Origin of the sequence: Alteribacillus sp. YIM 98480 (assembly GCF_009765375.1) — a bacterium.
Taxonomy (GTDB): Bacteria; Bacillota; Bacilli; order Bacillales; family Marinococcaceae; genus Alteribacillus.
In genome coordinates this window covers 53,282-79,627 of sequence record NZ_VTOK01000016.1, presented here as the reverse complement: position 1 = coordinate 79,627, position 26,346 = coordinate 53,282, and the positions used below count along the sequence as shown (strand labels likewise).

At 38.8% G+C, this 26,346-nt stretch carries 19 protein-coding genes and 1 pseudogene; 16 read left to right on the top strand and 4 right to left on the bottom strand.

From position 1 onward, the window contains the following. Positions 1-570: 570 nt before the first annotated feature. Positions 571-732, bottom strand: coding sequence for a helix-turn-helix domain-containing protein (locus tag FZF09_RS18370; RefSeq protein WP_158738048.1), 162 nt, complete (start codon positions 730-732; stop codon positions 571-573). 1,695 nt (positions 733-2,427) lie between these two features. Between FZF09_RS18370 and FZF09_RS23165 the strand changes: the two genes are divergently transcribed. The 9 genes and pseudogenes from FZF09_RS23165 to FZF09_RS18325 form a co-directional block, all read left to right on the top strand. Beyond that, positions 2,428-2,556, top strand: coding sequence for a hypothetical protein (locus FZF09_RS23165; RefSeq protein ID WP_255450610.1), 129 nt, complete (start codon positions 2,428-2,430; stop codon positions 2,554-2,556). Then, positions 2,553-4,391 (top strand): sigma-54 interaction domain-containing protein, encoded by a 1,839-nt coding sequence (locus FZF09_RS18360; protein ID WP_158738046.1) that lies wholly within the window; start codon positions 2,553-2,555, stop codon positions 4,389-4,391. The genes FZF09_RS23165 and FZF09_RS18360 overlap by 4 nt, the downstream gene beginning before the upstream one ends. Positions 4,392-4,549: 158 nt before the next feature. Then, the gene (locus tag FZF09_RS18355) at positions 4,550-5,638 is read left to right on the top strand and encodes a tartrate dehydrogenase (RefSeq protein WP_158738045.1); all 1,089 of its coding nucleotides are present in this window, start codon (positions 4,550-4,552) and stop codon (positions 5,636-5,638) included. 77 nt (positions 5,639-5,715) lie between these two features. Beyond that, a complete protein-coding gene (locus FZF09_RS18350; RefSeq protein ID WP_158738044.1) occupies positions 5,716-6,501 on the top strand; it encodes an SDR family NAD(P)-dependent oxidoreductase in 786 nt (261 codons plus the stop codon). 33 nt (positions 6,502-6,534) lie between these two features. Further along, positions 6,535-7,722, top strand: a complete 1,188-nt coding sequence (locus FZF09_RS18345; protein WP_158738043.1) for a M24 family metallopeptidase — start codon at positions 6,535-6,537, stop codon at positions 7,720-7,722. 20 nt (positions 7,723-7,742) lie between these two features. Next, positions 7,743-8,912, top strand: a complete 1,170-nt coding sequence (locus FZF09_RS18340; protein ID WP_158738042.1) for a M20/M25/M40 family metallo-hydrolase — start codon at positions 7,743-7,745, stop codon at positions 8,910-8,912. 243 nt (positions 8,913-9,155) lie between these two features. Continuing rightward, positions 9,156-10,694 (top strand): sodium:solute symporter family protein, encoded by a 1,539-nt coding sequence (locus FZF09_RS18335; protein ID WP_158738041.1) that lies wholly within the window; start codon positions 9,156-9,158, stop codon positions 10,692-10,694. A 118-nt stretch (positions 10,695-10,812) separates the two neighbouring features. Beyond that, a complete protein-coding gene (locus tag FZF09_RS18330; protein WP_199256823.1) occupies positions 10,813-11,559 on the top strand; it encodes an SDR family NAD(P)-dependent oxidoreductase in 747 nt (248 codons plus the stop codon). 955 nt (positions 11,560-12,514) lie between these two features. Beyond that, positions 12,515-12,688, top strand: a pseudogene (locus FZF09_RS18325) (IS3 family transposase); the annotation flags it as partial. Between the two features lie 382 nt (positions 12,689-13,070). Here FZF09_RS18325 and FZF09_RS18320 read toward each other — a convergent pair. Beyond that, the gene (locus FZF09_RS18320; RefSeq protein WP_158738040.1) at positions 13,071-14,204 is read right to left on the bottom strand and encodes a 2-methylaconitate cis-trans isomerase PrpF family protein; all 1,134 of its coding nucleotides are present in this window, start codon (positions 14,202-14,204) and stop codon (positions 13,071-13,073) included. Between the two features lie 140 nt (positions 14,205-14,344). On the opposite strand from FZF09_RS18320, the gene FZF09_RS18315 reads away from it, so the two are divergent. From FZF09_RS18315 to FZF09_RS18285, 7 genes are all read left to right on the top strand, one after another. After that, the gene (locus tag FZF09_RS18315; RefSeq protein ID WP_158738039.1) at positions 14,345-15,214 is read left to right on the top strand and encodes a LysR family transcriptional regulator; all 870 of its coding nucleotides are present in this window, start codon (positions 14,345-14,347) and stop codon (positions 15,212-15,214) included. Between the two features lie 107 nt (positions 15,215-15,321). Next, complete coding sequence (locus tag FZF09_RS18310) at positions 15,322-16,440, top strand: type 2 periplasmic-binding domain-containing protein (protein ID WP_158738038.1); 1,119 nt, start codon at positions 15,322-15,324, stop codon at positions 16,438-16,440. Positions 16,441-16,454: 14 nt separating this feature from the next. Beyond that, positions 16,455-17,936: a tripartite tricarboxylate transporter permease gene (locus FZF09_RS18305; RefSeq protein ID WP_158738037.1), complete on the top strand. Its 1,482-nt coding sequence runs from the start codon at positions 16,455-16,457 to the stop codon at positions 17,934-17,936. A 1-nt stretch (position 17,937) separates the two neighbouring features. Next, positions 17,938-18,378, top strand: coding sequence for a tripartite tricarboxylate transporter TctB family protein (locus tag FZF09_RS18300; RefSeq protein WP_158738036.1), 441 nt, complete (start codon positions 17,938-17,940; stop codon positions 18,376-18,378). Then, positions 18,368-19,678: an NAD-dependent succinate-semialdehyde dehydrogenase gene (locus FZF09_RS18295; RefSeq protein ID WP_233269555.1), complete on the top strand. Its 1,311-nt coding sequence runs from the start codon at positions 18,368-18,370 to the stop codon at positions 19,676-19,678. The genes FZF09_RS18300 and FZF09_RS18295 overlap by 11 nt, the downstream gene beginning before the upstream one ends. Positions 19,679-20,515: 837 nt before the next feature. After that, positions 20,516-22,123, top strand: coding sequence for an ATP-binding protein (locus FZF09_RS18290; protein WP_158738035.1), 1,608 nt, complete (start codon positions 20,516-20,518; stop codon positions 22,121-22,123). Between the two features lie 17 nt (positions 22,124-22,140). Further along, entirely contained in the window at positions 22,141-22,842 is a 702-nt protein-coding gene (locus tag FZF09_RS18285) for a response regulator (RefSeq protein ID WP_158738034.1), read from the top strand. A gap of 50 nt (positions 22,843-22,892) precedes the next feature. Here the strand turns inward: FZF09_RS18285 and FZF09_RS18280 are convergent, their stop codons facing one another. Beyond that, positions 22,893-24,224, bottom strand: a complete 1,332-nt coding sequence (locus tag FZF09_RS18280; RefSeq protein ID WP_158738033.1) for a CitMHS family transporter — start codon at positions 24,222-24,224, stop codon at positions 22,893-22,895. A gap of 498 nt (positions 24,225-24,722) precedes the next feature. Then, positions 24,723-26,339, bottom strand: coding sequence for an amidohydrolase (locus tag FZF09_RS18275; protein WP_158738032.1), 1,617 nt, complete (start codon positions 26,337-26,339; stop codon positions 24,723-24,725). Positions 26,340-26,346: the final 7 nt, after the last annotated feature.

Genomic DNA, 26,346 nt, shown 5'->3' with positions numbered 1-26,346 from the left:
TTATAAAAACTGAGTATTCAGTGCATTTGAATTAGGTAAGGCGGGACAAAAACCAGTAATTAAAATGGGCCATTGTCTCAACTGATTGATATGGATCCCATGATCTGGAGCAATTTCGTTCATTGATTTTGGCAAAAAGTGCAAAGAGTACTGATTATGAAATAGAAGACTAGCATAAGACGTTAGACATCAATCTCACCGGATACTTTCTTTGCGCAAAAGAAGTGTCAAAAGTATAATTGATCAAGGATTTGGAAATATAATTCAAATTAAATCTAAACCTGGAAAAGTGAGAAATAAGCATAATTATGCCTATTCTTCCTCAGGTTTGGCGGTGTAGGGCTTACTCAGAGTCTTGCTTTGGACCTCGCAGAACACAATATTCGCGTAAATTAGCTGAGGGAAACATCTCCAAACTTAAGAATAAAAATAATGAGTAGTCTCTCCTTTTTTTATTGATAGGGAAAGTTTAGCTCTTAAGAAACAATAATTATAAGGGCTGAAACAGTTACAAAAAGATATCTAGTTTAATAAACAATAAAAATTGTTAATTTGTTATTACAATAAGTGTTAAAGTATTAACCACTTGGATAAGTACCTGTAAAAAGTAGCTCTACTTATCCCGGTAGCATCCAAAATCTCTTGAATACTATATTCTTTACTATCATGCATCCTAAAGGCCAACTCCAACTTGGAGTGGTCTTTTTTTGGGTGTATCAGGCATGTGCACATTCTTTAGGGTTCAAGTCCCGATCTGTGAAGGCAGCAGTAACAGCTAGCTTAAGACCAGGGTGTCCGGGGCGACCCAGAATCTGAAGGAAGTCGGCGGCAAACCTCTGCTTCTAGGACACGAACTTCATACAAGGCTGGGTACATTTGGATGAGACTGCCTAACAAGTCAAAGAGTTACTGCCGAAGGGTGTATCGAGTAAATGAAGAGAAGACATGGAGGGGAAGAATGTGTGCTTACCCTGGGAGGTCTGACAATAAGCGATACCCATATCGTAAGAGAACGTGCGAACGTTCGTTGAATTGTCAGAAGTCAGCAAAAGCCATAGTACCTACTTAATCGACGGTAGGGAAGGGCTGAACCCCAAAGGAGTGCACGTCAGCAAAAGGTGGAAGGGGTGTACGCAGTGAAGCTGGTTGTCGACGAAGGGAAGAAAGGGACAGATGTTGCTAAAGAATTGAGTGTTTCCTATAGTTACTTTCAGAACGGTTTCGTCAAATAACCTTTATTATCAACCTTAACAGAGTATTTTTCTATAAAACTATCAAGTATCTTTTCTTTAATAATAGTGTTTTGGTTAATCACAATAGAATCACTCCTAATATCAGATTATAAATTGTTTTTCTTTTTCTTCAGTGGGAGTGAGCACCCGTAAAGTCTCCCTGTACGTCGCTTCACTGGCTATTTCTGCCACTTTTACTTCGACTAAAGGACTTTGTCTCTGATGATTTCGGAGCCCAGCCAACTTTAACATAAAATAAATGATCGGAAATTTCTATTGATAAGTTGATATTCTCAATGACGCGGTCTTCGCAATTTATGGTAGGTATACACTTACGATTCTTATTTGTTTCTACTGTCTTGTTCATGAGGATGACACCAAAAACGTATTAATATTCCCGTAATACGAATCAAAATATTTTATGTTTGGCTACGATAAATACAGTCTTTGTCATTACTCCAACCCTTCCAATTGATTTTTACAAAACTAAAGATAATTAACTTGCTTATTCGGTATTCTCTATCTTACAATACTATCAATAAATCTTCGTCTCATCCCCATACCACGAATAATTTCCTTCATTTTTTAATGGAACCAACCGGATACAAGACCGTCTACAAACCTATGACCAAAGGAAACACAAAGGTTCAATATATCTTGAACGGCAAGCATACCATCGTCGATAATAACTGTTCGTTTTTTAGAATTGCAACTTCCGGATAATGTAGTATATCTAAAATGTTTGTCCCAGTATAAGGGAAAAAAAGAGAATGCACTCTATCATGAATGTATGCTTTACCGAGCAAATACATCTGGAAAGAGTGACCTTCTCATAAGCACTACTGTCAAAACTTTATCAAACCGTAAAAGGTAGTTGATCTTAATTCACTTGGCAGTTGATTATTTGGATTGTTTTTCGCTATCATAAGGGAGACACCTCTTTTTTTGGTAGTGTTTTCTGGAAATTACACTATACCAAATGTCGAGGTGTTTTTTTATGATTTAAGTCAGTGTCAATAAACTTATTTTATAGAAAACAGGGCCAAAGAGCCGTGGGCTTCATAATTTTTTTAGGTGCGAAAGTTGAGTAATTAATTTAGGAAATGAAGATGAATTGAGCGTGAATTGAAATAAAAATCGGTGCAAATAGATTAATACTCATTCCCCGTTTGTGGGAATAGATGAATTTTCACATGTGAATCGATGGATAAAAACATCTGAAAACGGTAACAGGAAAATAATTTTTGAGTTAACGACAGGAGACCATGCAGTAGAAAATGAAACAAAATATGAGGAAAAAAATGATGGTGGAGGAATAAAATGATTGCCTTTTATAAAATTAATTCGCCCTTTGCAGAAAAAATGACAGATATTCTCTCTCAATTTAATGAAGAACCCACTTTTTATTATTCTAAAAATTCCTTACTAAATCAGATTATGAATCCTTTTGTATTGATTACTCCTAGTTCCTATATAAAAGAGGTAGAGTCATTGTCTGTCCAAATCCCAATCGTTCCGCTATCTATTCACCTTGGTGATATTGAAAAAATAATCCAAAAGGAAAACCTTAATGATAAGAAGTGCTTCATCATTGCGTCTAAGCACGAAGTAGAATGGTTGAAGTTCGAGAGTAACTTTGATCTGCACGAACGGTTTCAATTTTTGAATAAAGATAGTCTTTCAGAATATAACATCCGGGAAGATTGTATTTGTTTTGTCCCTGCTTGGGAACAGAATGTTTTCCTGCCTACTTACTTAGAAAAAAACATCCGTTATGTTGAACCATCCGATGCAACAATTACATCTGTTATCAAGCAAGCCCTCTCTTTAATTCGGATTACTCGTGATATGTTGATAGATAAATGTCAAGTTGAGGCAGTCGTAAACTCAGCTCACGACGGAATCATTGCAGTGGATAGTAATGGACGTATTACACATACGAATGAAAACGCGAAGTATTACTTAGGATTGGAAGGGGAAGTATTGGGTCATAAAATTACAGATTTTATTCCGCATTCAGACATGGTTCGCGTTCTACAAACTGGAAAAAAAGAAATTGGGGACATTGCTACAATACAGGACAGACAAATAGTAATTAATCGATTTCCAATTATCATCAGTGGAAAAGTAGTAGGAGCTGTTTCCAATTTTAAAGAAATTACAGATATTCAAAAGCTTGAAATGAAAGTTAGGAAGAAACTTCATCATAGTGGCTTAGAGGCCAAATACAGATTAGCAGATATTATCGGTCATTCTGACCCAATTGTTGAGGCAAAACAACAAGCAAAATTATTTGCGGAAACAAATGCAACCGTTCTTATAACGGGTGAAACAGGAACTGGAAAAGAGTTATTCGCCCAAGGGATTCACTTAGAAAGCAACAGAGCTGTCGGTCCTTTCGTTGCTGTCAATTGTGCCGCGTTTCCGGAAAGTTTGTTAGAAAGTGAATTGTTTGGTTATGAGGCAGGAAGCTTTACGGGTGCTCAAAAGGGAGGAAAGCAGGGGGTATTTGAGTTAGCCCACGGAGGTACATTATTTTTAGATGAAATCGGAGAAATCCCGTCACGCATTCAAGCATTACTATTGCGCAGTCTTCAAGAAAAAACCATACGGAGAATAGGAGGAAACCGGACAATCCCTTTAGATGTACGAATTATTGCAGCAACAAATCGGGATTTAGAGGAAGAAGTGGAGAAAAAGCAGTTTCGATCAGACCTTTACTATCGAATAAATGTACTTACACTTGAATTGCCGCCTTTACGTAAAAGAATTCAGGACATCCCTTTACTCGTTCAAAGTATGATTGCACATTTTAATGAAGAGCGCGAAAAGAAAATAAAGAAAATTGATGAAGATGTTTATTCCTCATTAATGAATCATCACTGGCCAGGAAATATTCGGGAATTAAAAAACGTTATTGAAAGACTCGTACTATTAAATAATAAACCAACCCTCTCTCTACCTAAAGCACCTTTTCTATTTCAAAAATCAAAAAAAAATGATCAAGAATTAAACGAAAATAATATAAGCCTAAAAGAGAAAGAAAAGGAGTTAATCATTAATGCATTAAATCAATTTTCAAATAAAACCATGGCAGCAAAGTCACTTGGTATAGACCGAACCACATTGTGGAGAAAAATCAAAGAACACAATATTTAACGTTGCTAAATACAACGGTGTTGTTGCAATTGAAAACAATAAATCTTAATAAGTAAAGAGAAAATGATTTTATCCCTTTGTTTTAACCTAATATTCGAAATTTTGAAAAATGGCATGGGATTTGCATTATAAATAAAAAAGAAATGAGGTGAAGGTAAGTGCAACATTTTTCGGTGGCTGCTATTCCTGGGGATGGAATCGGCCCAGAGGTAATGGAAGAAGGATTAAAGGTTTTAAAAACTGTTGAGGAATTACACGGTGGATTACGGTTTCATTGTAATCGTTTTGATTGGAATTGTGATTATTACTTGGAGCATGGCAGGATGATGCCTTCCAATGCGCTTAATTTATTAAAGGATTATGATGTTATTTTGATAGGTGCCATTGGAGCACCTTCCGTACCTGACCATATCTCCGTTTGGGAGTTAATTTTGCCCATTCGCAGGACATTTCAACAATATATTAACTTACGCCCAATTAAACTTCTTCGGGGCTTAGAAAGTCCTCTTCGTTATAAAACACATAAAGATCTCGATTTTGTTGTTGTTCGTGAGAATACCGAAGGGGAATATGCCGATGTTGGAGGAAGAATGCACCAAGGTACTCCATATGAATTAGCCATTCAAAATAATGTATTTACTAGATACGGGACAGAACGAGTCTTAAAATATGCCTATTCTTTAGCTGAAAAAAGCGGTAAGCGCACGGTAACTGCAGCAACGAAGTCTAATGGAATCAATCATTCTATGCCTTTTTGGGATGAAATTGTCAAAGAGGTAAGTTCGAATTACCCAGATATAAAAACTGATCTCTATCATATCGACGCACTAGCATCTTATTTTATTACAAAGCCTGAGAGTTTTGATGTTGTTGTTGGAAGCAATCTATTTGGAGATATTTTAACTGATTTAGGTGCAGCGATTGTTGGAGGACTTGGATTAGCTCCTTCAGCGAACATAAACCCTGAAAGTAACTTTCCTTCTATGTTCGAGCCAATTCATGGATCCGCTCCAGATATTGCACGAAAGGGAATTGCAAATCCAATTGCGCAAATTTGGAGTATCAGTATGATGCTTGATCATCTGAATCATTCTGATCTTGGTCGTTTAATTCTTAATGCTGTTGAAGACGTTCTCGTTGAGGGACAGATTATTACGCCAGATTTAGGTGGGCGGGCCACTACCAGTGAAATGGGCGATGCCATCGTTTCGAAAATGGTTCAAATAAGTCTTAGTCCTAAACCATGAAAATTTTCAAGAGATATGATCCATGAACAAAAATTTATTAATGAGGTGGAGAGAAATCTCTAAGAGGGGGAAGTGGAATGGAAAAAGAAAATATGCCGGTGTTCCAAAGCATTGAGGGAAAAGTGGCGGTTGTAACCGGAGCCGGAAGTGGTATCGGCAGGGCAACAGCTATTCTTCTTGCTAAAAACGGAACAGCTCTTTTTCTTATGAGCCGAGATGAGGAAAAACTGAAAGAAACACAGAAGACGTGTGAAAGATACGGCGTGAAATGCTTTTATAAATCAACTGATGTAACCGATCCGAATTCATTAATAGAATCTTTTGCAGAATCCAATAAAATTTTTGGACGAGTGGATATACTCTGCAATGTTGCAGGAGGCAGCACTGGCAGGAAGCTTACTCTTGACATGACAGCAGACGACTTTGATGAAGTATATAATTTGAATTTAAAAAATGTTTTTCTCTGCTGCAAAGAAGTGCTTCCCGGAATGAAGGAAAGAAATTATGGAAGGATTGTAAATGTTTCTTCCCTCATAGGAAGGGCCGCGGGAGACAATACAAATATCGCCTATTCCAGCCTAAAAGCAGGAATTGATCAGTTTTCTAGTTATCTAGCAAGGGAGGTTGGAAAATACGGTATCTGTGTAAATTCTGTTTCTCCAGGTTATGTTGAGGCCAGTCGGAGAATAACGGAGCTTTGGGCCAAGACACAGAACATGAATGAGGTTTTCGATCGCCTCTCATTAAAAAGACCGGGAACGGCTATGGAAGTGGCTAACGCAATTGTATTTCTTGCCAGTGATGAAGCTGCATATATTACAGGTGAAGTTTTGGACGTAAACGGCGGGGCAGTTATGGCATAAAAGAAAGATTCAGCAGAAAGGAGAGAAAGATTTATGGCAGAATTTGATTTTGAACAGCCTATAAGCATGGAAAAAATGAGAGATTACAGGCTTAATAGAATTGACAATCAAATGAAAGACGATGGGCTTGACTGCATTATAACCATGAGAGTTGATAATGTACGCTATTTGACAAGCTTCCGTCCGAACAGCCCTAATTTATTTTATTATTTCAGATATGCAGCGGTTAAAGCTGTTGGAGATAGTCCCTGGGCTTTAGTTGCAAGCGGGGATTATGACAGGGCTAAAACATATATGCCGTGGCTTAAACAGAAGGTAAAACCTCTTCCCATGGACCCTATGCTTAGTGTTGCTAGTTTTAAGGAGATTTTCAGCGAGCTTGGACTTACAAAAGGAGCTAAAATTGGTATTGCTGAAATGGACTTTCAGCTTTTTCAAGTATTCAAAGAGACTTTTTCAGATTATGAGTTTGTAGACGCACGCAATACATTCGCAAAAGCTAAAGCTGTAAAATGTACCGAAGAAATATACCTTATTAAAAAGGCCTGCGCCATTGCTGAAGCGGGAACACAGGTAGCTATTGAAAACTTGCGTCCAGGTCTAACGGAGATAGAGATTTCAGCTATGATACATAATGAAATGATACTGCGCGGGTCGGAAGGAGGTCATACCCACCCTACACAAGTTAACTCTGGGGAAAATGCAGAAACTCTTGTACGTTTCCCGACTGAGAGAATAATTAGAAACGGTGACTTTGTACTTATGGATGTTGGATGTTGCTATAATGGCTATCACAGTGATTATTGCCGTACAGTTATGGCAGGAAATCCTTTAAACAATGAACAGAAAAAAGTGTATACGGCAGTTTATGACGCAACAATGGCTGCACTTAAGGCCTGTAAGCCGGGAGCTTTAACATCGGATATAGACAAAGCGTCAAGAGATGTTCTCCGTAAAGCAGGATTTGAAAAATATTGGTATTTTGGTGTTACGGGACATGCCACGGGTATTTGCCTTCAGGAGGCGCCTATCATTGGGGAAGCTTCAGCAAAGGGGGAAAAACCATGGGTTATTGAACCAGGAATGGTATTTTGCATTGAGCCGTCTGTGCATTTACCGGGTATTGGCGGTGTACGTATTGAGGATATGGTGGCTATTACGGAAGATGGATTTGAACTGCTTACCCAGACGGAGTATGAGAATAGACTTTTGCTTAAATAAGAAAGGGGAGAAGTGGTTCTATGACAGAGGATCAACTGCTTTTAGATTATATGGAAAGCCACAGCAATGAGTTTTTAGAAGCACTAAAAAAAGCTGTACATCTTGAAACACCTACAGAGGGCGACAAGGAAGACCTTAAAAAATGCAGGGATTATTTTGCCAAAATCTTTACCGACATAGGCTTTAAATGCACCGTTGTCCCAAGCAACGACAGCCGCTATGGTGATCATCTGCTTATGGAATTAGGGAATGGCGAGGAACAGGTGCTTTTTGTGGGACATTATGACACCGTTTATCCAAAAGGCACCTTTGGTGAATTGTGGAAGCAAAAGGGCACAAAGGTATGGGGACCGGGTGTTCTTGATATGAAGGGCGGAGATGTTCAGGTATACATGGTTGCCAAAGCCTTAAAGGAGCTTAATTTGCTGACTGAAAACAAAAAAATTGTATTTTTCTTAAGCTCTGATGAAGAAGCTGGAAGCTATTCATCACATATGCATTATGAAGAGCTGGCAAAAAACAGCAAAGCTGCCTTTGTTATGGAAAGTACAAGGGGCGACTATGTGGGAGGATTAAAAATTGGCCGCTATGGAAGAAGTAACTATACCTTTGTGGCAGAGGGAAAACCAGCACATTCCGGTCAAGAGCCTGAAAATGCTGAAAGTGGTTTAAAGGAGCTGGCACAGCAGGCTGTTTATCTAGAAGGTCTTACAGACATGAATCGGAATATGACAGTCGCATGTACATGTTTAAAAAGCGGCCATGCCGGCTGGCCTACAGTTCCCGGTGATGGAGAGCTTACAATAGACGCAAGATTTTTATCAAAAGAGATGGCAGCAGAGTTTGATACATTGTTTAAAAAACTTAAACCATTTAACCCTGAAGTAAAAATTACAACAAGAGGAGGCATTGAAAAACCGCCTTTTGATGAAAATGACCCTAAACACAAGGCCCTTTATGAAATGGCAAAAAAAGTTGGAAAAGGGTTTGGGATGGAAATGAAGGGCATTGTTACAAGGGGAGGCAGTGATGGCAACTTTACAGCATCTGTTGGTTGTCCAACACTTGACGGCATGGGAATGAGTGGAGATTTTGTACACCAACCAGGTAAGGAGTATATAAATACAGACCAAATGGCTATAAGAAGTGCATTTGTAGCACGTATGGTGCTTGAGGTTTTTAGAGCATAAATGAAGTCTTGAATATGCGGCACCAGTTAGACCCAACTGGCTGATAAGGCTGTAATAACTATAAGCGCATGGAGGGAGGGATCGTTGATGGGAGACGTATATTGGATGACTGCTATTCTTATCGTTCAGGCTGTTGTATCTGTGATTATATGTGCAGTGCTGGCTAAAAAGACCGAAAGTGTCATAGAGAATTCAGAATATTAAAAAAGACGGGGTTTTAAGTTTGAACTGGGGGGAATGTTTATGAATATTTATGTTATGGTTTTATTAGTTTATTTGGTTTTTCTTATTGTACTCGGCGTTTATGCTTCAAAAAGAGGTCAGAATACATCTGAAGATTATTATGTAGCTGGAAGAAGTATGAGCAAATGGGTTGTTGCAGGCACATATGGGGCCAGTTTTATGAGTGCTGGAACCTTCATTGGACAGATGGGTGCAAATTATTCTATTGGCTGGGTGCAGATTTGGAATTTTAATGCTACATTGCTTCCCATGTTTGTACTAGCGGTATTTTTTGCGAAAAAATTCTGGAGGGTTGGTTACTATTATGAAGCCCGTTCGATGCCAGATATTATTGCTTTAAGATACCCTTCCAAATTTACAAGAGGGTTTTATTCACTCCTTATTCTTATGATTTATACGGTTGGTATGGCATCCATGTATCTTGGCATTTTCACCGTTTTAAGTCTTGTTACAGGCCTTTCTTACATGACATGTATTATAATAGGCGCCGTTGCGGTTTTAATATATTCTTTAATGGGTGGTGCAAGGGGCGTTGCGTGGACGGATACGGCATGTCTTGTCATCATGTTATTTGCAATTGGTGTATCGGTAACGGTTGCATTAGTAAATAGCGGCGGTTTTGTAAATCTTGTAACTGCATTTAGTCAGGCTACTGCTCCTGAAGGAAAACCATGGGCAGAAGGTGCAGGCCTTGTTTCTCCAACAAACAATTATTTCAGCCTTAGCATGGTTATATCGTTCTTTCTTGTATGGTCTTTGGGTAATCTTTCACAGCCCCATCAGATGACAAGAGTCTATCTTGCTAAGGATGAAAAGGCTGCTATAAGCGGTGTTGCTCTTATACTAATACCAAATTGTCTTATTCTTATTGGTGGGCTTATTATTGCAGCTTATGCAAGAGTAACATATCCTAACCTTGATCAAATTGACTATGCATTCCCATCTGTTGTTTTGGGAGCCCTTCCCCCTATAGTTGCTGCAGTGGTTTTAGTAGGTATTATTGCAGCAGTATTGTCAACAGCTTCAACCATGCTTATTATATCATCTCAGTGTACAGGCTATGATATCTATAAAAAACTCATCAACCCTAATGCTTCAGATAGATCCGTTGTTAAAATTTCAAGAGTAACAATGGTTATCTGTACGATTATTTCCATATTGATTGCATACCTTGCTCAGACAGTACAAGGAATATTTTTCTTATGGTCATCCGCATTTGCGATGATGGGTGCAGGAGTTCTTCCTTCACTTGTTGGAATCTTCTATTGGAAAAAAGCCAATTCACAGGCTTGTCTTTCTAGTATGCTAGTAGGGTTCGGTTCAACAGCGGCGATGTATATATTTCCGTCATTAATGCCAGGATGGGCAGTTCATCCCATACTTCCTGGGCTTATCCTTTCCGTTTCGGTATTTATTATTGTGGCGATATTCACCAAAAAACCAGATAACGAGATAATTGAAATGTTCTTTGGCGATAAATTGAAGGATCCGAGTAAGCGTAAAAACTCAGTAAATACGGTTAATGCAGTGAATGAGTAAATTTAATTTTAAGAGGTATTATGTAATGAAATAAAACGTAAGGTTTTCGAGTATATTAGCAGCTTTGAAAACCTTGAGTGTTTCCTAAATGGAATATTGCATGATGGAGGGAAGCCCCGTGAAAAATAAGATTGCGGTTATAACCGGAAGTACATCTGGAATAGGCGAGGATATTGCCGTCAAATTTGCTAGAAATGGTTGCAGATCAGTTGTAGTGGGAAGAAATGAGGAAAGAGGAAATCGTATTGTTGATACAATAAAGACAGACGGCGGAGAGGCAATATTTATGAAAGCTGATGTTTCACAAAGTAGTGAATGTGAAAGTTTATTTGAAAAAGTGATGGAAAAGTACGGAACAGTCGATATACTTGTAAATAATGCAGGTACAATGCGTAATATGCCTATTACAGATATGAAGGAAGAGGACTGGGACAAAGTTTTTGATGTGAACCTAAAATCTTACTTTTTATGTTGTCGAGAAGCAATAAAAATTATGAAGAAAAAAGGTTATGGCAGGATAATAAATATCTCATCTAGAGGTTGGCTAGGCGGTACAACTCAGAGTAATTATGCAGCTTCAAAGGGCGGTATTGTAAGCCTTACAAGATCGCTTGCTTTAGAAACGGCAAGAATGGGCATTACGGTAAATTGTGTTGCACCAGGTATGATCGATACACCACTTCATAGGCAGAGCTCGGAGGAGGAAGTCGGTTTTCGCATGAATAGTCAGCCAATGGGCAAAGTGGGTACTCCGAGGCAGGTTACGAATATCGTGGAATATTTTGCGGGCGAGGAAAATTGGTTTACCACCGGTCAGGTGTTATATGTATGCGGAGGAATGAGTGTTTTGGCATCGCTGTCTTAAATAAAATTATTTGAAATGGAAGTTGAGTTTGAGAACGATTCCGATCTCTATATAAAGGCGAATAGAGCATGAGAGGGAAAATTGTAAGGTAGAAGAGGGGATAGTAGTAATTCGGAGTGATTATGAATTCCTTTTTGACCAATACGACCGTGAATCTATTGCTAGTATCATAGTATATACTATTCTTGCATTTTCTAACAATAATTAGATCACGCACTTTAGTTAAATATGATATTCAAGGATTCACCAAATATACTGACGAATCCCTGCATCCCCTTAATAAATAAACAAAAATGATGAACAGGGAAATCTTGTCTCCTTTCCATTTATGAGAAATATGGCAGTGGCAGGCATGATGTAACAATAATTCTCTTTAACTAGAAATGAGGTAGGATTAATTAGCGGTATGGGCACTATAATAGGCTTTTTACACTAACTTCATCTAGATGAGTGAGTACTTCAACCAGGTGGAGGTCAATGGTTCGAGCCCAGTACGAAACACCATAACTCAAATACTCAAGCCCTTGATACATAGGGCTTTTTCTTATGTCTTAAACGAGTATCGTTTAGGGCTTTTTGTAGTAGTACAGTATTATAGGAACAATGTGAGCACAATTTTGAAAGAAAATGGTGGTTAAAGTTTGTTAAAACGTGATGAGTCAAATAAAATGTAGAAGACCGGCCATTTCAACTACGCTTAGCTCTATAATAATCTTTTTAAAAGGAGTATTAATTACCGTCTCTGGCCGCATTTAAACGTTACATATAAAATAATTTATCTTCAAATGCACCCTTCTCTCTTGAGAAACAAGAGGAAGGGTATTAAAAAAGTGAACGGAGTCCAGCTTCAGGACTGTCTTTGATTATTGTATAAGGGTGCTTTCGTATTATAGCCTCCTCATGAGCAAAACCCTCTCACTGCGCTTTAAAGAGCTAGTTAGGGGGATCTATCCACGCTGAAGCCACCTTTAAGACCAGCAAAACAGAATTCGTCCACGGCCAAAGCTTCCCTAACCAGTACGAACTTGACCTTGAACTTTTTGATTACGTTCATTGGTTCAACAACTTTCGCATTGATGGATCACTAGATTACTTAACGTCGGCTAAACACAAGTCTATGCATCTTTAAATATTTGTCCAGTTTAGTGTTGACATACCACACTGAGTCGAAAACTGTGTGCGCCCTGTCATCAACGGCCCTGTATGGGTAGAATATCAATCATGATCTTAAAAAAATCTCAGCATAAGAAGAATAGGCAGGCAGGGAAGACAGAACCATATTACTTATACTTGAGCATAGGGAAGGTGTTTGGGCAGGAATCTCAGCATCTCTCTCTTCCACAAAAAGAGGTGTCCCAGCAGTGAAAATCACTTGTGGGATACCTCTTTTTTTGTGGAAATTGAAATGTTATAAAGGCAGATTAAGCTTTTTTTGTTTCATGAAAGAAGACTAAATCTCTAAATCTCTACCTGCACCTCATTATTTCACTAGAACATGTAAGCTGGTGAACTTAGAGTACTTTGTTTTCATAAAAAGCATTGCTGTATTTCCGTTTAGTATAAACGGTTCCTTCCATTAATAGACGGGCTGTTCTTCCTACTTTGATTGATAGATTCTCGCAATCATTTATTATGGTTTCCATAACTCCTGCGGGGTGGCCGATTGCAAAGCGGTTGCTTTGGTGATCGATCATCTCGTACAAAATGGTGCCATTTATTTTACTGGCAGCTGTAGTGCAAACCGCTCCTGTAATGGCTAAAGCTTTATGAGGACGTTGCATGGACATCATTCTTACTAACACATCAATCTCTTCTTTGTTGTGGGTCGTTCCTGTAGTGTCAGTGTAATTAAACGGTTTTGAAACAACCGTTAGTTTCGGAGTCGCCGGGGATAGCTTGGTTGCGTACTGGCTAGGGGCAAACCCACATTTTTCGGTGGCTAGTGAGCGGATTTCTTCTAAAAGATTCAGCTGTTTACTTGTGTATTCGTCCGGCAGATCATCCCCTTTAAGACCGACATCTTGTGCTTTAACAAAAACTAGAGGATTGGCTATATCAACAATAGAAGCTTGGATATTACCTAGAGAGCAGGACAGCGTATCTGTAGGGTTTCCTGTTGGAAGTATCTTTCCGGTTACTGCCCCCTCCGGCTGTTCGAAAGATAAAAATATCGGAGAGGCACTGCCTGGTACACCTGGAATAGAATAATTACCCTCTGTTTTTACTTTCCCATCTTCAACTTCTACTTCTGCTTTAATTATTTTTTTGGTATTAGTGTTAAAGATTCTTACTGTAGTAACAGGTTCTTCAGCCGGCACCAATCCCTTTTCAATGGCATATGGGCCTACAGCTGAAGAGATATTGCCGCAGTTGCCCTTATAATCAACCACTTGATTATATAAACTTACTTGAGCAAATGTATATTCGATATCATAGGAAGGATCCTGGCTTTTTTGAATGATGGCTACTTTACTTGTAAGAGAATTAGCACCACCCAGGCCATCAATTTGATTCGGATCCGGACTCCCCATAATATCTAAGAGAAACTGGTCCCATTCACTGCTAAGCGAAGGCATATCCTTTCTTAGTAAGAACACCCCCTTGCTTGTTCCGCCACGCATCAAAGTTATAGGTACTTTATTCATATTTAACACCCTCCTTTAAGAAATAAATGAATGTTGTTGAGAAGGTGCTAATAGCGTACAATGAAATCAATTATAAGAAAAATTATTAAATTATATAGTGAAATATAAAATTTTTTAATAACAAAGAGGGGGAATAAAGGATGGACAAAAAAGATTGGGATATCTTGAATGCTATTGAAGAAGAGAAAAGCCTGACGAAAGCTGCGGAAAAGCTGTTTATAACACAGCCTGCTCTAAGCTACAGGCTGAAACATCTAGAGGAAGCATTTCAGACAAAGTTATTTTTTCGTACAAAAAGAGGCATTGAATTCACTTCTGAAGGAGAACATCTAGTTTCTTATGCTAAGAACAGGCTTAGCGAGTTTCAGAAATTAAAAGATGACATCTTTAATATCGGAGAAGAAGTGAGAGGAACCCTTCGAATCGGGGTATCGAGCAATTTTGCCCAATATAAGCTCCCTGGCTTGCTAAAGAAGTTTTCCGCTTCTTATCCAAATATACAATTTGAAGTTCAAACCGGATGGAGTATTGAAATCATGAGGTTATTAAACAGCTCGCAAATCCACATAGGGATCCTGAGAGGAGACTATGAATGGGAAGGGGAAAAGTCACTGCTGATAAAAGAGCAGTTGTATATCATCTCTAAAAGTAAAATACGGTTAGATGACCTCCCACAGCTTCCCTTTATTTATTACAACACAGACAACTCACTTAAGAGACTGATTAACAGATGGTGGAATGACCACTTCTCACAATCTCCGTTAACAACAATGGAAGTAGACCGACAAGAGACAAGCAAAGAAATGGTGAAGCATGATTTGGGTTTCGCTGTCGTACCGGAAATATGCTTAAGGTCTTCTGATGAGCTATTTACAGAAGGATTAAGCTATAAAAATGGGGAGCCGGTAATGCGTGATACATGGTTAATGTATAGAACGGATTTCTTGCAGCTTAATATTGTAAAAGCGTTTATTGATTTCTTGCAAAAGCAGCGGACAGTAAAGATATAATTATATGTATTATAAAAAAAATTTATATACACAGATAATATTTTGCTATTTTACTTATGTCCCTTCTGAAAATAACATAATAGTAACATCAAAAAGGAGGACTTGTTATGAAAAAAATGTATACGCTTACTTTAACCATAATGCTTTGCTTGTTTTTAGTAGGATGTAATAATTTCTCTTTTATTAGTTCGAATTCAGCAAGTAGTGAAAGCCAAGAATACGATGAGGATTTACTGACAATGGTCGTTCCTTATGGTTCAGGAGGAGGCACAGATGTTTTTGCTAGATTCATGACGGGACCGTTATCAAAACACATTAAAAATAGTCCAAATATTCAAGCGGAAAATATTCCTGGCGGCGGAAGCATCACAGGAGCGAACGAATATATTACTTCTTATGAAAGAGACGGGACAAACCTTCTGACGACAAGTGCATCTACGCATATCCCCTATTTATTAGGGCAGTCTTCTGTAAAATACAGCTTTGAAGAATTGACACCGCTTGTGGGAGCCCCAACAGGCGGGGTTGTATACGGATCGAAAGAGTTAGGCATAGAGGATGGGTTCGACTTAGGGAAAGTAGAAGAAAAGCTTTATTATGCAGGTATGTCCCCAACTGGCTTAGATTTAACAACGTTGCTTTCATTTGAGGTTTTAGAATTGGATGCTAAAGCAGTATTGGGATATGAAGGGAGAGGACCGGCTAGAGTGGCTTTTGAACAAGGAGAGAGTAACATCGATTTCCAAACCACTTCCGCCTATAAACAAAATATTGAACCAAAGGTCGAGGAGGGGGAGGCTGTCCCACTATATAGTTTAGGGCAAATTGATGAAAATGGTGAGGTAGTACGTGACCCTCAGTTTCCCAACCTACCCACTATAAAAGAAGCCTATGAAGAAATACATGGAAAAAAGCCTCAGGGACAGGCCTGGGAGACGTATAAGCACTTTTTGAATGCGACGTATACACTGCAAAAGGTTATATGGGTGCATAAAGATGCCCCGGAAAACACAAAAGAGGAACTAAAAAAGGCAGCAAATGCCCTCATAGAAGATGAACAATTTCAGGAAGAATCATCAGCCATTCTTGAAGATTACGGTACTTACTCTCAAGACGAGATTGAAAGAAGAATAAATAATATGGAAAAAAACATCTCAGAGGATACTTTAGAGTGGGTGCGTGAATTTCTGCTAGAAGAACATGGAGTGGATGTTAGTAAACTATAGAAGGGAGAAATACGATGTTTGAAAGCGCAATTGAAGCACTAAGCATGGTTTTAGATCCATCAAGGATTCTGTTTATGTGCCTGGGTATCGGGCTTGGTATTGTTGTCGGTTTACTGCCCGGTTTAAGCGGCACAGTAGGTATGTCTCTATTACTGCCATTTGTTTTTGGAATGGATCCTTTTGTGGGGATGGCCCTATTGATCGGAATGGTGGCTGTTGTCCACACTGGCGATACCTTTCCATCCATTTTGTTAGGCATTCCTGGATCTTCAGGTTCACAAGCTACTATTATGGATGGTTATCCGCTGTCAAGAAAAGGGGAGGCTTCAAGAGCAATGGGAGCAGCCTTGTTCTGTTCCATGATAGGTGGAATAGTAGGGGGAATAGCTCTTTACTTAACGATACCGATAGCAAAACCTCTTATTACCAGCTTTACATCCCCGGAATTATTTATGCTGACAATGCTAGGGTTAAGCATGGCTGGATTGTTAGCTGGAGAATCTCCTTCTAAGGGAGTTTTAGCGGGACTAATGGGGTTATTGATTGGATCCATCGGAAGTGCCCCGGCCATTACCGAGTACCGTTATACCTTTGATTTTCTTTATTTATCAAACGGGCTCTCACTGCCTGTTGTAGCTTTGGCTATCTTTGCTTTTCCGGTAATAATAACAATGTTAACAAGCAAAGAAAGTGTAGCAGAGTCCGGTCAGCTAAATAGCGGAGTTAGAACAGGGATAGGTGACGCTTTAAAGAATAAATTCCTGGTGGTAAGAAGTGCCGTATTAGGAAGTGTAATAGGATTTATACCAGGATTAGGTGGAAGCGTAGTAGATTGGCTGGCTTATGGAGCAGGGAAAAAGACAGTAAAACATAATACGTTTGGGCAAGGAGACGTACGCGGTGTTATAGCACCTGAAAGTGCAAATAACGCGAAAGAAGGAGGAGCTTTAATCCCTACGCTTCTTTTTGGCATCCCGGGAAGCGGGACAACGGCCATCTTACTCGGAGGACTCATATTGATGGGGTTAGAAGCCGGACCAAGGATGCTGACAACCGATTTATCTCTCACCTTATCGATAGTATGGACACTTGTGCTTGCCAACATTGTTGGAGCCATACTATGCATGACATTAATAAAGCCTATAGCCAGGTTAAGTGTCATTCCCGGAGAAAAACTTGTTCCATTTTTAGTTATTCTTTTATTAATTGGAGCTTACCAAAGCAATTATTCCTGGGGAGATATCGTTGCTTTTCTCGTAATCGGACTATTAGGGTATGTGATGACGATCCTGGAGTGGCCGAGGCCGCCCCTGCTGATAGGCTTTGTGTTAGCGATCTCAGCAGAAAGATACTATTGGATTTCAATCGAAAGATATGGATGGGAGTGGTTAGGTAATCCAATAGTAATTGCCATAGCAATTTTAATTGCCGTTTTACTAACAGGAGGAACTATAATGAAAAGAATCAGCAATGGCTTACAGAAAGAAGGTGTTTAGATTGAATAAAGAAAAGCTGAATGTGATATTTACTTTTTCTATATTTATTGTATTTGTCTGGGCAGCTATAACAGCACTTACGTTTTCAAGGCTAGCTCAGTTCTTCCCGCTATATGTTTCTGTTGCAGGGAGCATACTTTCAGGTTTTTATCTTTTTTCAGAAATTATTAAAAGATTTAAACAAAAAGAGAAGGGAGAAAAGGTGAGAGTGCCAATAATTAGACCATGTATTTATATAGCTTGGGTTATAGGCTACATCTTATTAATTTATCTGATTGGTTTATTACTTGCTTCCACCATTTTTCTTATTGCCTTCTTGGTGGTAGAATCCAAATTTGCCATATTTAAGGCACTATACTCAACAGGGATTGCAGTAGGAGTGATTATAGTGTTGAGTACTTTACTAAACATATCATGGCCGCAAAGCCTGATTGGAATATAAGTTAAGGAAAAAGGTACATGACACAACGGTTTCCGAAGAGGGAAAAGTCTGTGCTGCTCACATGCGTGTTGTCAACAAGCTTACAGAAAAGAAAGAATACCTTGCCCAAACCATCACAAAGGGAATGGGGAAATCCATTCATAATGCTCGTTATGAAGTAAACAGTACGATTGCTTTTTTTAAGTGGTATGCCGAAGAAGCACGCAGGGTGTATGGAGATACGATTCCAGCTTCTGCTGCTAATAAACGTATGTCAGTGATCCGTCAACCTGTTGGGGTTGTTGCAGCGATAACACCTTGGAATTTTCCATTATCGATGGCGGCACGTAAGCTTAGTCCTGCACTAGCTGTAGGTTGTACCGTAATTATCAAACCATCATCTGAAGCACCATTATCTTGTGTAGAATTATTTAAAATATTTAATGAAGTTGGATTGCCGGAAGGTGTAGTTAATTTAGTAATTGGAAAATCAGGTGAAATTGCCGAACCACTTATGAAAAGCAAAGCTATCCGAAAAATTTCGTTTACTGGATCTACAGAAGTTGGAAAAATTTTAATACGTCAATCGGCAGATACAGTAAAGAAAGTTTCGATGGAACTTGGCGGACATGCTCCCTTTATCGTATTTGAGGATGCTGACATTGATTTGGCAGTGGATGGCATGATCAACAGTAAATTTGCATCTACAGGCCAACAGTGTGTCTGTGCAAATCGAATTTATGTTCACGATGACATCTATGATGATTTTACCAAACGTTTTCAGGAGAAAATTGCCCAGTTGAAAGTTGGAAATGGACTTGATGAATCTAACCAAATCGGGTCTATGACTAACGAAAGTGGAATAGAGAAAGTTCAATATCAAGTCACAGATGCTGTAGAAAAGGGTGCACAAGTGCTTTACGGCGGGCATAGGCTAACAGATGGCGAATTAGAGAACGGATACTTTTATTCACCAACGTTATTAGTGGATGTAAAGGAAGATATGAAAGTATGTTTTGAAGAAACATTTGGCCCAGTTGCCCCTTTGGTCCGTTTTCATTCAGAGGAAGAAGTCATTAAGAAGGCAAATGATATTGAATTTGGCCTTGCCTCTTATTTTTACACAAACGATGTATCCCGGACACATCGGGTTTCTGAAAAATTAGAATACGGAATGGTAGGGGTGAATGACCCAGCTCCTTTCGCTGTACAAGGCCCCTTTGGAGGGGTAAAAGAAAGCGGCTTAGGACGGGAAGGTGGATATTTTGGCTTAGATGATTATCTGGAAACAAAGCTGGTTTCTGTTGCAATTAAACTATAGTCAAATATTTATATATGATAACCTGAATTTTGGAAACTCAGTTAAGGTTCTTTTTATACCTTCTTAAACATTGGTCCAGAACAACCTATTTTTGGATGATGTCATGATTCGGTAATTGACTTGGAGGTTTGATAAGACACAGGAAATTACTGATGTAATTGTGGGAGGGGATGCCACTTAAACCAATTGCCGTTAATAGGTTCGATCCGAGCTCAAGAAACGTAAGAAATTTTACAGCTCTTTAGAATAAATTATAATTCATTCTATATATAAACAACAAACGGAGTCTAAAAGAGTATGCCGCTCTTCTAGACTCCGTTTTACATTATATTCTACATTTTCTACTGGAACAGAGAAGTACCTTGCTTCTTACTAGGCAGATTTAGATACTTTTCGTAAATGTGGGTAGTTAAAATTCTTGCCCCGCTGACAGTAAATGGATGGTTGAATGCAATGGAGCGTCCTTGTCTTTTTCTTTAAAGGACCCGCTCTTTTGGTGTTGGAGACCCATCTATCAAAGGGAAAAGACGTCAGCTCGTAATTTTTTATTTCCGTCCTGGTTTTTCTGAAACATACTGCTTGACGTTTTTCTTTAAATCCATTCGTAAAGCTTCTTCTTGCTCGGTCTGGTCATATTCATTCTCCACAGCATTATTTGAACAAAGTCTATATCACTTTATTGAATCTTTTCAGCTAAGTGTCACTAGTTCAAACACAGCCTGGAGCAGGTTGTGGTTACTGGGACTTCACCGATGGCAATTTTAAATATTTGAAAGGGAATCCCGCCAAAAGTTTGTTAAAATGTAAAGAGCCAAATCAAGTAAGGAAGAGGAACGTATGGGTGAAAACCGACCATTTCAACTACGCTTAGCTCATAAAATGATCCTTTTAATTGGATTATTAATTACCGTTGTTTTTTGTATTATGGGTGTTTTTGTTTATTCTTTTTTCTCGGATGCGTTGGAAAGACAAGTCGGACAAAACGCGTTAAATGTATCAAAAACGGTGGCCAACATGCCGGAAATTGTTCAGGCTTTTGAGGAAGAGGACCCTGCTTCGATCATTCAACCATTGGTTACATCGATCCGTGATGAAACGGGTGCGGAATTCGTGGTAGTAGGGAATACAGACGAAATCCGCTATTCCCATCCAAATCCGGAGAGGATTGGTGAACAAATGATTGGTTCAGATAACGAGAGAGCGTTGCAACATGGAGAAGCTTATGTTTCCAGTGAGGAAGGGTCGCTAGGCCTATCTATTCGAGGAAAAACTCCTATATATTCGGAGGACGGGGAAATTATCGGTGTGGTGTCTGTTGGCTTTCTCATGGAAAATGTGAATCAAATTATTGCGCAATACAGTAAAGAACTTTGGTATGTGCTCGCCGGGCTTACCGCTTTAGGTTTTATCGGGGCTGTCGTTATAGCTTACCATATCAAACGGATCCTGTTTGGTTTAGAACCTTCAGAAATTGCCCAGCTTTTCTTGCAGAAAGAAACCATTTTACAGTCTACTTATGAAGGTATTATAGCGATGGATCAACAGGGGCATGCTACGCTAGTCAATAAAGCAGCCAAAGACATCTTAACAAATGGAAAAAACGATGATTATCCCGATGAGTTTTATATTAAAAAGCTTCTCCCTGAACAAATGCTGAAAAATGTTTTATCCGATGGGAAAAGTACATTTAATAATGAAATAGCGATGGAACAATCAACAATAGTCTTAAATGTCGTGCCCATATTTCAGGACCAAAAGCCTTTTGGGGCGGTAGCATCTTTTCATAATAAAAGTGAGATAGAATATTTAACCGAAGAGCTATCAAGAACAAAACAATACACGGACACACTCCGAGCACAAACCCATGAATTTTCTAATAAACTTTTAACGATTTCTGGATTACTGCAGATGAATCAAGTGAAAAAAGCGATTGAATATATTCAAGAGGAAACGAATGTGCAGCAGCAAAGAATTCATTTTTTGATTAAACATGTGTCTGATCCTATGATTGCAGGGCTGCTTTTAGGGAAATTTAATCAAGCTAATGAATTAAAAGTTTCCATGCACATTGACCCAGACAGCCATCTAACGACATCCCTTTCTCCAAAGCAAAAAAATGTTTTATTTACGGTCTTGGGTAATTTGATTGAAAACGCCTTTGAGGCGGTAAAACATGAGCATTCGGCCGGCGAAGGACAGGTGGATATTCATTTTACAGATATCGGTGAAGATATTATTTTTGAAGTAGAAGATAACGGACCAGGCATCCCCGCTCCTATAGATGATACTATTTTCGAAAAAGGGTTCACCACAAAGACCGGAGAAAACCGAGGCGTTGGATTGGCATTGTCGAAACAAGCGGTTCATGACATCGGAGGCAGCATTTACATAGAACAAGGAGAACTAGAAGGAGCATGTTTTGTACTGACTTTACCGAAAAGATAATGGTTGGAGGGGTAGGTATGGATGCAAAGTTCAAAGTCATGATCATCGAGGATGACTTTCGCGTTGCCAATGTACTTGAAGACGCTGTTAATAACGTTGAAAGGTTTGATGTTGTAAAAAAGTCCATGTCACGTGAAGATTCGATTCATTTTTTAAAACACACCGATCAACTGCCTGATTTAATATTGCTTGATGTCTATATTCCTGATGTCACAGGCCTCGACTTGCTTTGGGAAATACGTAATCAATATAAACACATTGATATTATGATGATAACAGCTGCAAAAGAAGTGTCTACTGTTGAAGAATCAATGAGAAGCGGGGTTTTTGATTATATATTAAAGCCGATTGATTTTACAAGGTTTAAAAAAACACTGCACCATTACGCGGAGCAGCGATCTTTTTTCGAAAAACATAAAGAACTGGATCAAGATGCTATTGATTTGGTTATGAAACAAACGGTTAGTCAAGCAAGCGCAGCCGAGCTGCCTAAAGGCATCGATCAAGTGACGCTGAATATCGTGAAAGATTTTTTCGATCAGAATAAGGAAAAAGGCATTTCTGCGATGGATGCAGCGAAACATATCGGAGTCAGTCGACCTACAGCGAGAAGGTATTTAGAATATCTCACTACGATACAATATGCAGAGTCTTATTCCAATTACGGAGATTTAGGGCGGCCGCAGCGGTTATATTTTAAGAAGCAGCACCTTCAATAAATATAAAAAACGGGTCGCACCTAGAGAGGCGGACCCGTTTTTGGGCTGTACTATAGACTTATAATCCCCATTACCCAAGCGACGACTAACAACAAAATACTAAATCCCCATACCCAGAAGAAAGAGTAACGAAGGTGGCCTCCCATTTCTAGTTTGGCTAAACCAAGACCCAGCCATAATGCAGGAGCAAACGGACTAACCATCGTTCCAATGATGTTTCCTACTACAAGCGCATAGATAATGGTCGTTGAAGGAACGCCATAGTTTGATACGATTTGTTCAACAATCGGAACGAGAGCAAAATAATAAGCATCCGTACTTAAAATCAGATCAAAAGGAACGCCAAAAAAGCCAATGATCAAGTGCAAGTAAGGAAGAACGACACCCGGAAGGATATAGATTAGACTTGCTGCCATTTCGTCTAACATACCTGTTCCTTCTAATATGCCTAGAAATGAACCTGCAGCTAAAATGATCCCTGCCATCATTAGAGCATTTGGGGCGTGTGCTTTAATTCGTTCAATCTGTTTGTCGACATGTCGATAGTTTACAGGAAGAGCAATCGCTAACCCGATCATAAACACAAAACCTGATGGAAGTGCTCCGCTCATTAATGTACCAATCACTGCAACAGTTAAAATAATGTTTAGCCAGAGTAGTTTTGGCCTTTTCAGTTCATTTTGTTCATCTTTATCTCCATTCTCCTCAACAGCACTCTCTACGGTTGCTGCTACTTCTGCTTGTACAGAAGGGGTGCCATATATTTTTGCAATCCGGCGTTTCTCCCTTATCCCAAAAAATACACCAATGAAGAGTAATAAAACAATTTCAATGAGTTGAAGAGGGATGAGCGGCTGCCATAAAGCAACAGGATCCATATTTAACACAGAAGCTGCTCTGCCAATCGGGCCGGCCCATGGAAGTAAATTCATGACACCAATGCTTAAAACCACCAGCAGCATAAGCAAATAGGGACTCATATTTAAACGATTATAAAGCGGCAGTAATGCAGGAATCGTAATTAAAAACGTGGAGGCACCGGAACCATCGAGACCTGCAACGATCGCAATAATAATGGTACTGACTGCAACCGCTACCACATTTCCACGAGAAATCTCAACCATTTTATTTATGATAGGATCAAAGAGCCCCACATCTTGCATTATCCCAAAAAACAAAATCGCAAAAATAAACATAATGACAACAGACATGACTGAGTCAATACCGTCGTTAAAATATGTGGCTAAATCGTCAATACCTGTTCCTAATAATAATGCTCCTGCTAAGGGTATGATCACAAGACCGACAATAGGATTTACTTTTTTCGTAATGAGTAACGTTACAATAGTTATGATAGTGATAAAACCTATCAAGCTTGTCATATTATTTTTCTCCTTTCTTCCAATGAAGTATTTTCGATAATGAGAGAAAGCCCTTACAAAAATGACTCTCTCTCTTAACTTATATGCTCTCCTTTATCATCTTTTTGAATATTAACAAAACAAATCAAAGACGGTAAGTTTAATAAAATAAGAAAAAGATGAGTAACAAAAGAAAGTTTCGTTCATTTTGTTCACACGAGCTGCCTTGAAGCGAGTGGAAATACTAAAAAAAGAGAGGCCAATAAAATGGTCTCTCTCATTAATAGAATAAAAATTAGATGTTTTTATGAACTAAACAGATTCAAGGATAATTCTACAATTGTTCTTTGAATTCTTTCGAGAAGCTTAGAATTTTCTCACCTTGTTTTTCGGAGCTAATAATTCAATTAGATTATCTCCATCCTTTGAAACAAATGAATGATTTTGGTCATATTAATTTGTGATCCAATAACTTCGTACTTTGTTTTATTCATTTTTAGAAGATGTTTTACGTGTATACTAAGTAATATCACTATTGTACACAATATCCCCATTAATCATTGTAAGTTTTACCTTAGTGTCTAAAATTTCGTCAGTAGGAACATCAAAAAGATTGCGATCTAATACAACGATATCTGCAAGTTTTCCTGCTTCCAATGTGCCTAATTCATGCTCTCTGTTTGTGCTGTATGCAGGGCCGTTCGTATAAGCCTTTAGCGCATTAGATAACGTGATTTTTTCCTCAGGATTCCACACACTTACTCCGCTGCTATCAATTCTAGTTATAGCTCTATATATCTGTATCAATGGATTTAACCCATCAATAGGGAAGTCAGTACCAAAAGATATAGCGTCTGACTCTTTGAGCGTATTTATAACAAATGCAAGCTTTTCTCTTTCTTTACCAATTCGGGAAGTGTAAACACTTCTTTCAGACATCGCTAGATGATTAGGCTGCATAGATGCAATTACCCCTAGTTGTTTAAACCGACTAATGTCATCAGGATGAATGACTTCTACATGTTCGATGGAATGCCTGGAATCTCTCACCCCATTTTCCTTCTGGGCGTTCTCAAAAGAATCCAATGCTAAACGAATAGCCCCATCGCCGATAGCATGAAAACGAATATCAAATCCTTCTTTGTCTGCTTTAATGACCCATTCTTTCATTGTTTCTGGCGGGTGTGATGTATCTCCAGCTGCCTGGGGCTCATCCGCGTAAGGTTCAAGTAAATATGCTGTCCGTGCAGTTATGACACCATCTATGAATTGTTTAAGCCCTGATACTATAAGCTTTTCAGAAGCATACCTTTCACGTAATTGTTTAGCTCGCTCAATATCACCGTTTAAGGCTGGCCATAAATGAATTCGTACTGTTAATTTATCATTATCATCAAATTCTTTGAAAAGTTGATAGTCATCGAGTACTTCCATTGATTCCGTACCATATAGATCGTTTATTGAAGTAACACCCAGGGAAGAAGCATGACGTAAAAAGTTTTCAAATATGGCCGTCTTTTTTTGTTTTGATAAGTGATAGGCTTCCTTCGTTACTAATGACATCGCCTTTTCATATAGGATACCGGTAAGTTCTCCATTTTCGTCCTTTTCAATAATGCCAAATGGCGGGTTATCCGTATCACGATCAATATTCATCATTTCTAAGGCCTTGGTATTTACCCATGCGTAATGGCCTTCAGCGTGAAACAATATAACAGGACGATTCGGAATGACCTTATCTAAGGAAGAACGGTGGGGGAGTTGTTTGTTATCCCAGTATCCTGCATCCCACGTATAACCTAGTATCCACGGTTCATCTGGTTTTGAATCGGCAAATTGACGTACCATTTCCACAGCTTCTATTTCTGAACGTGCTTCGAATAGGTTTACGCTATCCAATGAAATACTACCCATCATAATGTGGAGATGATTATCATGAAATCCAGGCATAATTATTTGATTGTCGTAGTGATAAACTTCTGTATCAGGACCAATAAATTGCTTTATCTCTTCCTCGGAACCAATGGCTTCAATTTTGTTATCTATAATGGCAATGGAAGCTGGCTGGGGCTTGTCCATAAGACCGGTAAAAACGGTATTGCTTGAAAGTATTTTGTCTGCTTTTTGATTACTCATAATCTAC

Excerpts from the sequence above, each read along its gene's own strand:
- FZF09_RS18280 (WP_158738033.1), bottom strand. The coding sequence starts at position 24,224 with ATGACAAGCTTGATAGGTTTTATCACTATCATAACTATTGTAACGTTA.
- FZF09_RS18345 (WP_158738043.1), top strand. The coding sequence starts at position 6,535 with ATGGCAGAATTTGATTTTGAACAGCCTATAAGCATGGAAAAAATGAGA.
- FZF09_RS18320 (WP_158738040.1), bottom strand. The coding sequence starts at position 14,204 with ATGAATAAAGTACCTATAACTTTGATGCGTGGCGGAACAAGCAAGGGG.
- FZF09_RS18285 (WP_158738034.1), top strand. The coding sequence starts at position 22,141 with ATGGATGCAAAGTTCAAAGTCATGATCATCGAGGATGACTTTCGCGTT.
- FZF09_RS18315 (WP_158738039.1), top strand. The coding sequence starts at position 14,345 with ATGGACAAAAAAGATTGGGATATCTTGAATGCTATTGAAGAAGAGAAA.
- FZF09_RS18275 (WP_158738032.1), bottom strand. The coding sequence starts at position 26,339 with ATGAGTAATCAAAAAGCAGACAAAATACTTTCAAGCAATACCGTTTTT.
- FZF09_RS18305 (WP_158738037.1), top strand. The coding sequence starts at position 16,455 with ATGTTTGAAAGCGCAATTGAAGCACTAAGCATGGTTTTAGATCCATCA.
- FZF09_RS18350 (WP_158738044.1), top strand. The coding sequence starts at position 5,716 with ATGGAAAAAGAAAATATGCCGGTGTTCCAAAGCATTGAGGGAAAAGTG.
- FZF09_RS18340 (WP_158738042.1), top strand. The coding sequence starts at position 7,743 with ATGACAGAGGATCAACTGCTTTTAGATTATATGGAAAGCCACAGCAAT.
- FZF09_RS18360 (WP_158738046.1), top strand. The coding sequence starts at position 2,553 with ATGATTGCCTTTTATAAAATTAATTCGCCCTTTGCAGAAAAAATGACA.
- FZF09_RS18290 (WP_158738035.1), top strand. The coding sequence starts at position 20,516 with ATGGGTGAAAACCGACCATTTCAACTACGCTTAGCTCATAAAATGATC.
- FZF09_RS18310 (WP_158738038.1), top strand. The coding sequence starts at position 15,322 with ATGAAAAAAATGTATACGCTTACTTTAACCATAATGCTTTGCTTGTTT.
- FZF09_RS18370 (WP_158738048.1), bottom strand. The coding sequence starts at position 732 with ATGTGCACATGCCTGATACACCCAAAAAAAGACCACTCCAAGTTGGAG.
- FZF09_RS18335 (WP_158738041.1), top strand. The coding sequence starts at position 9,156 with ATGAATATTTATGTTATGGTTTTATTAGTTTATTTGGTTTTTCTTATT.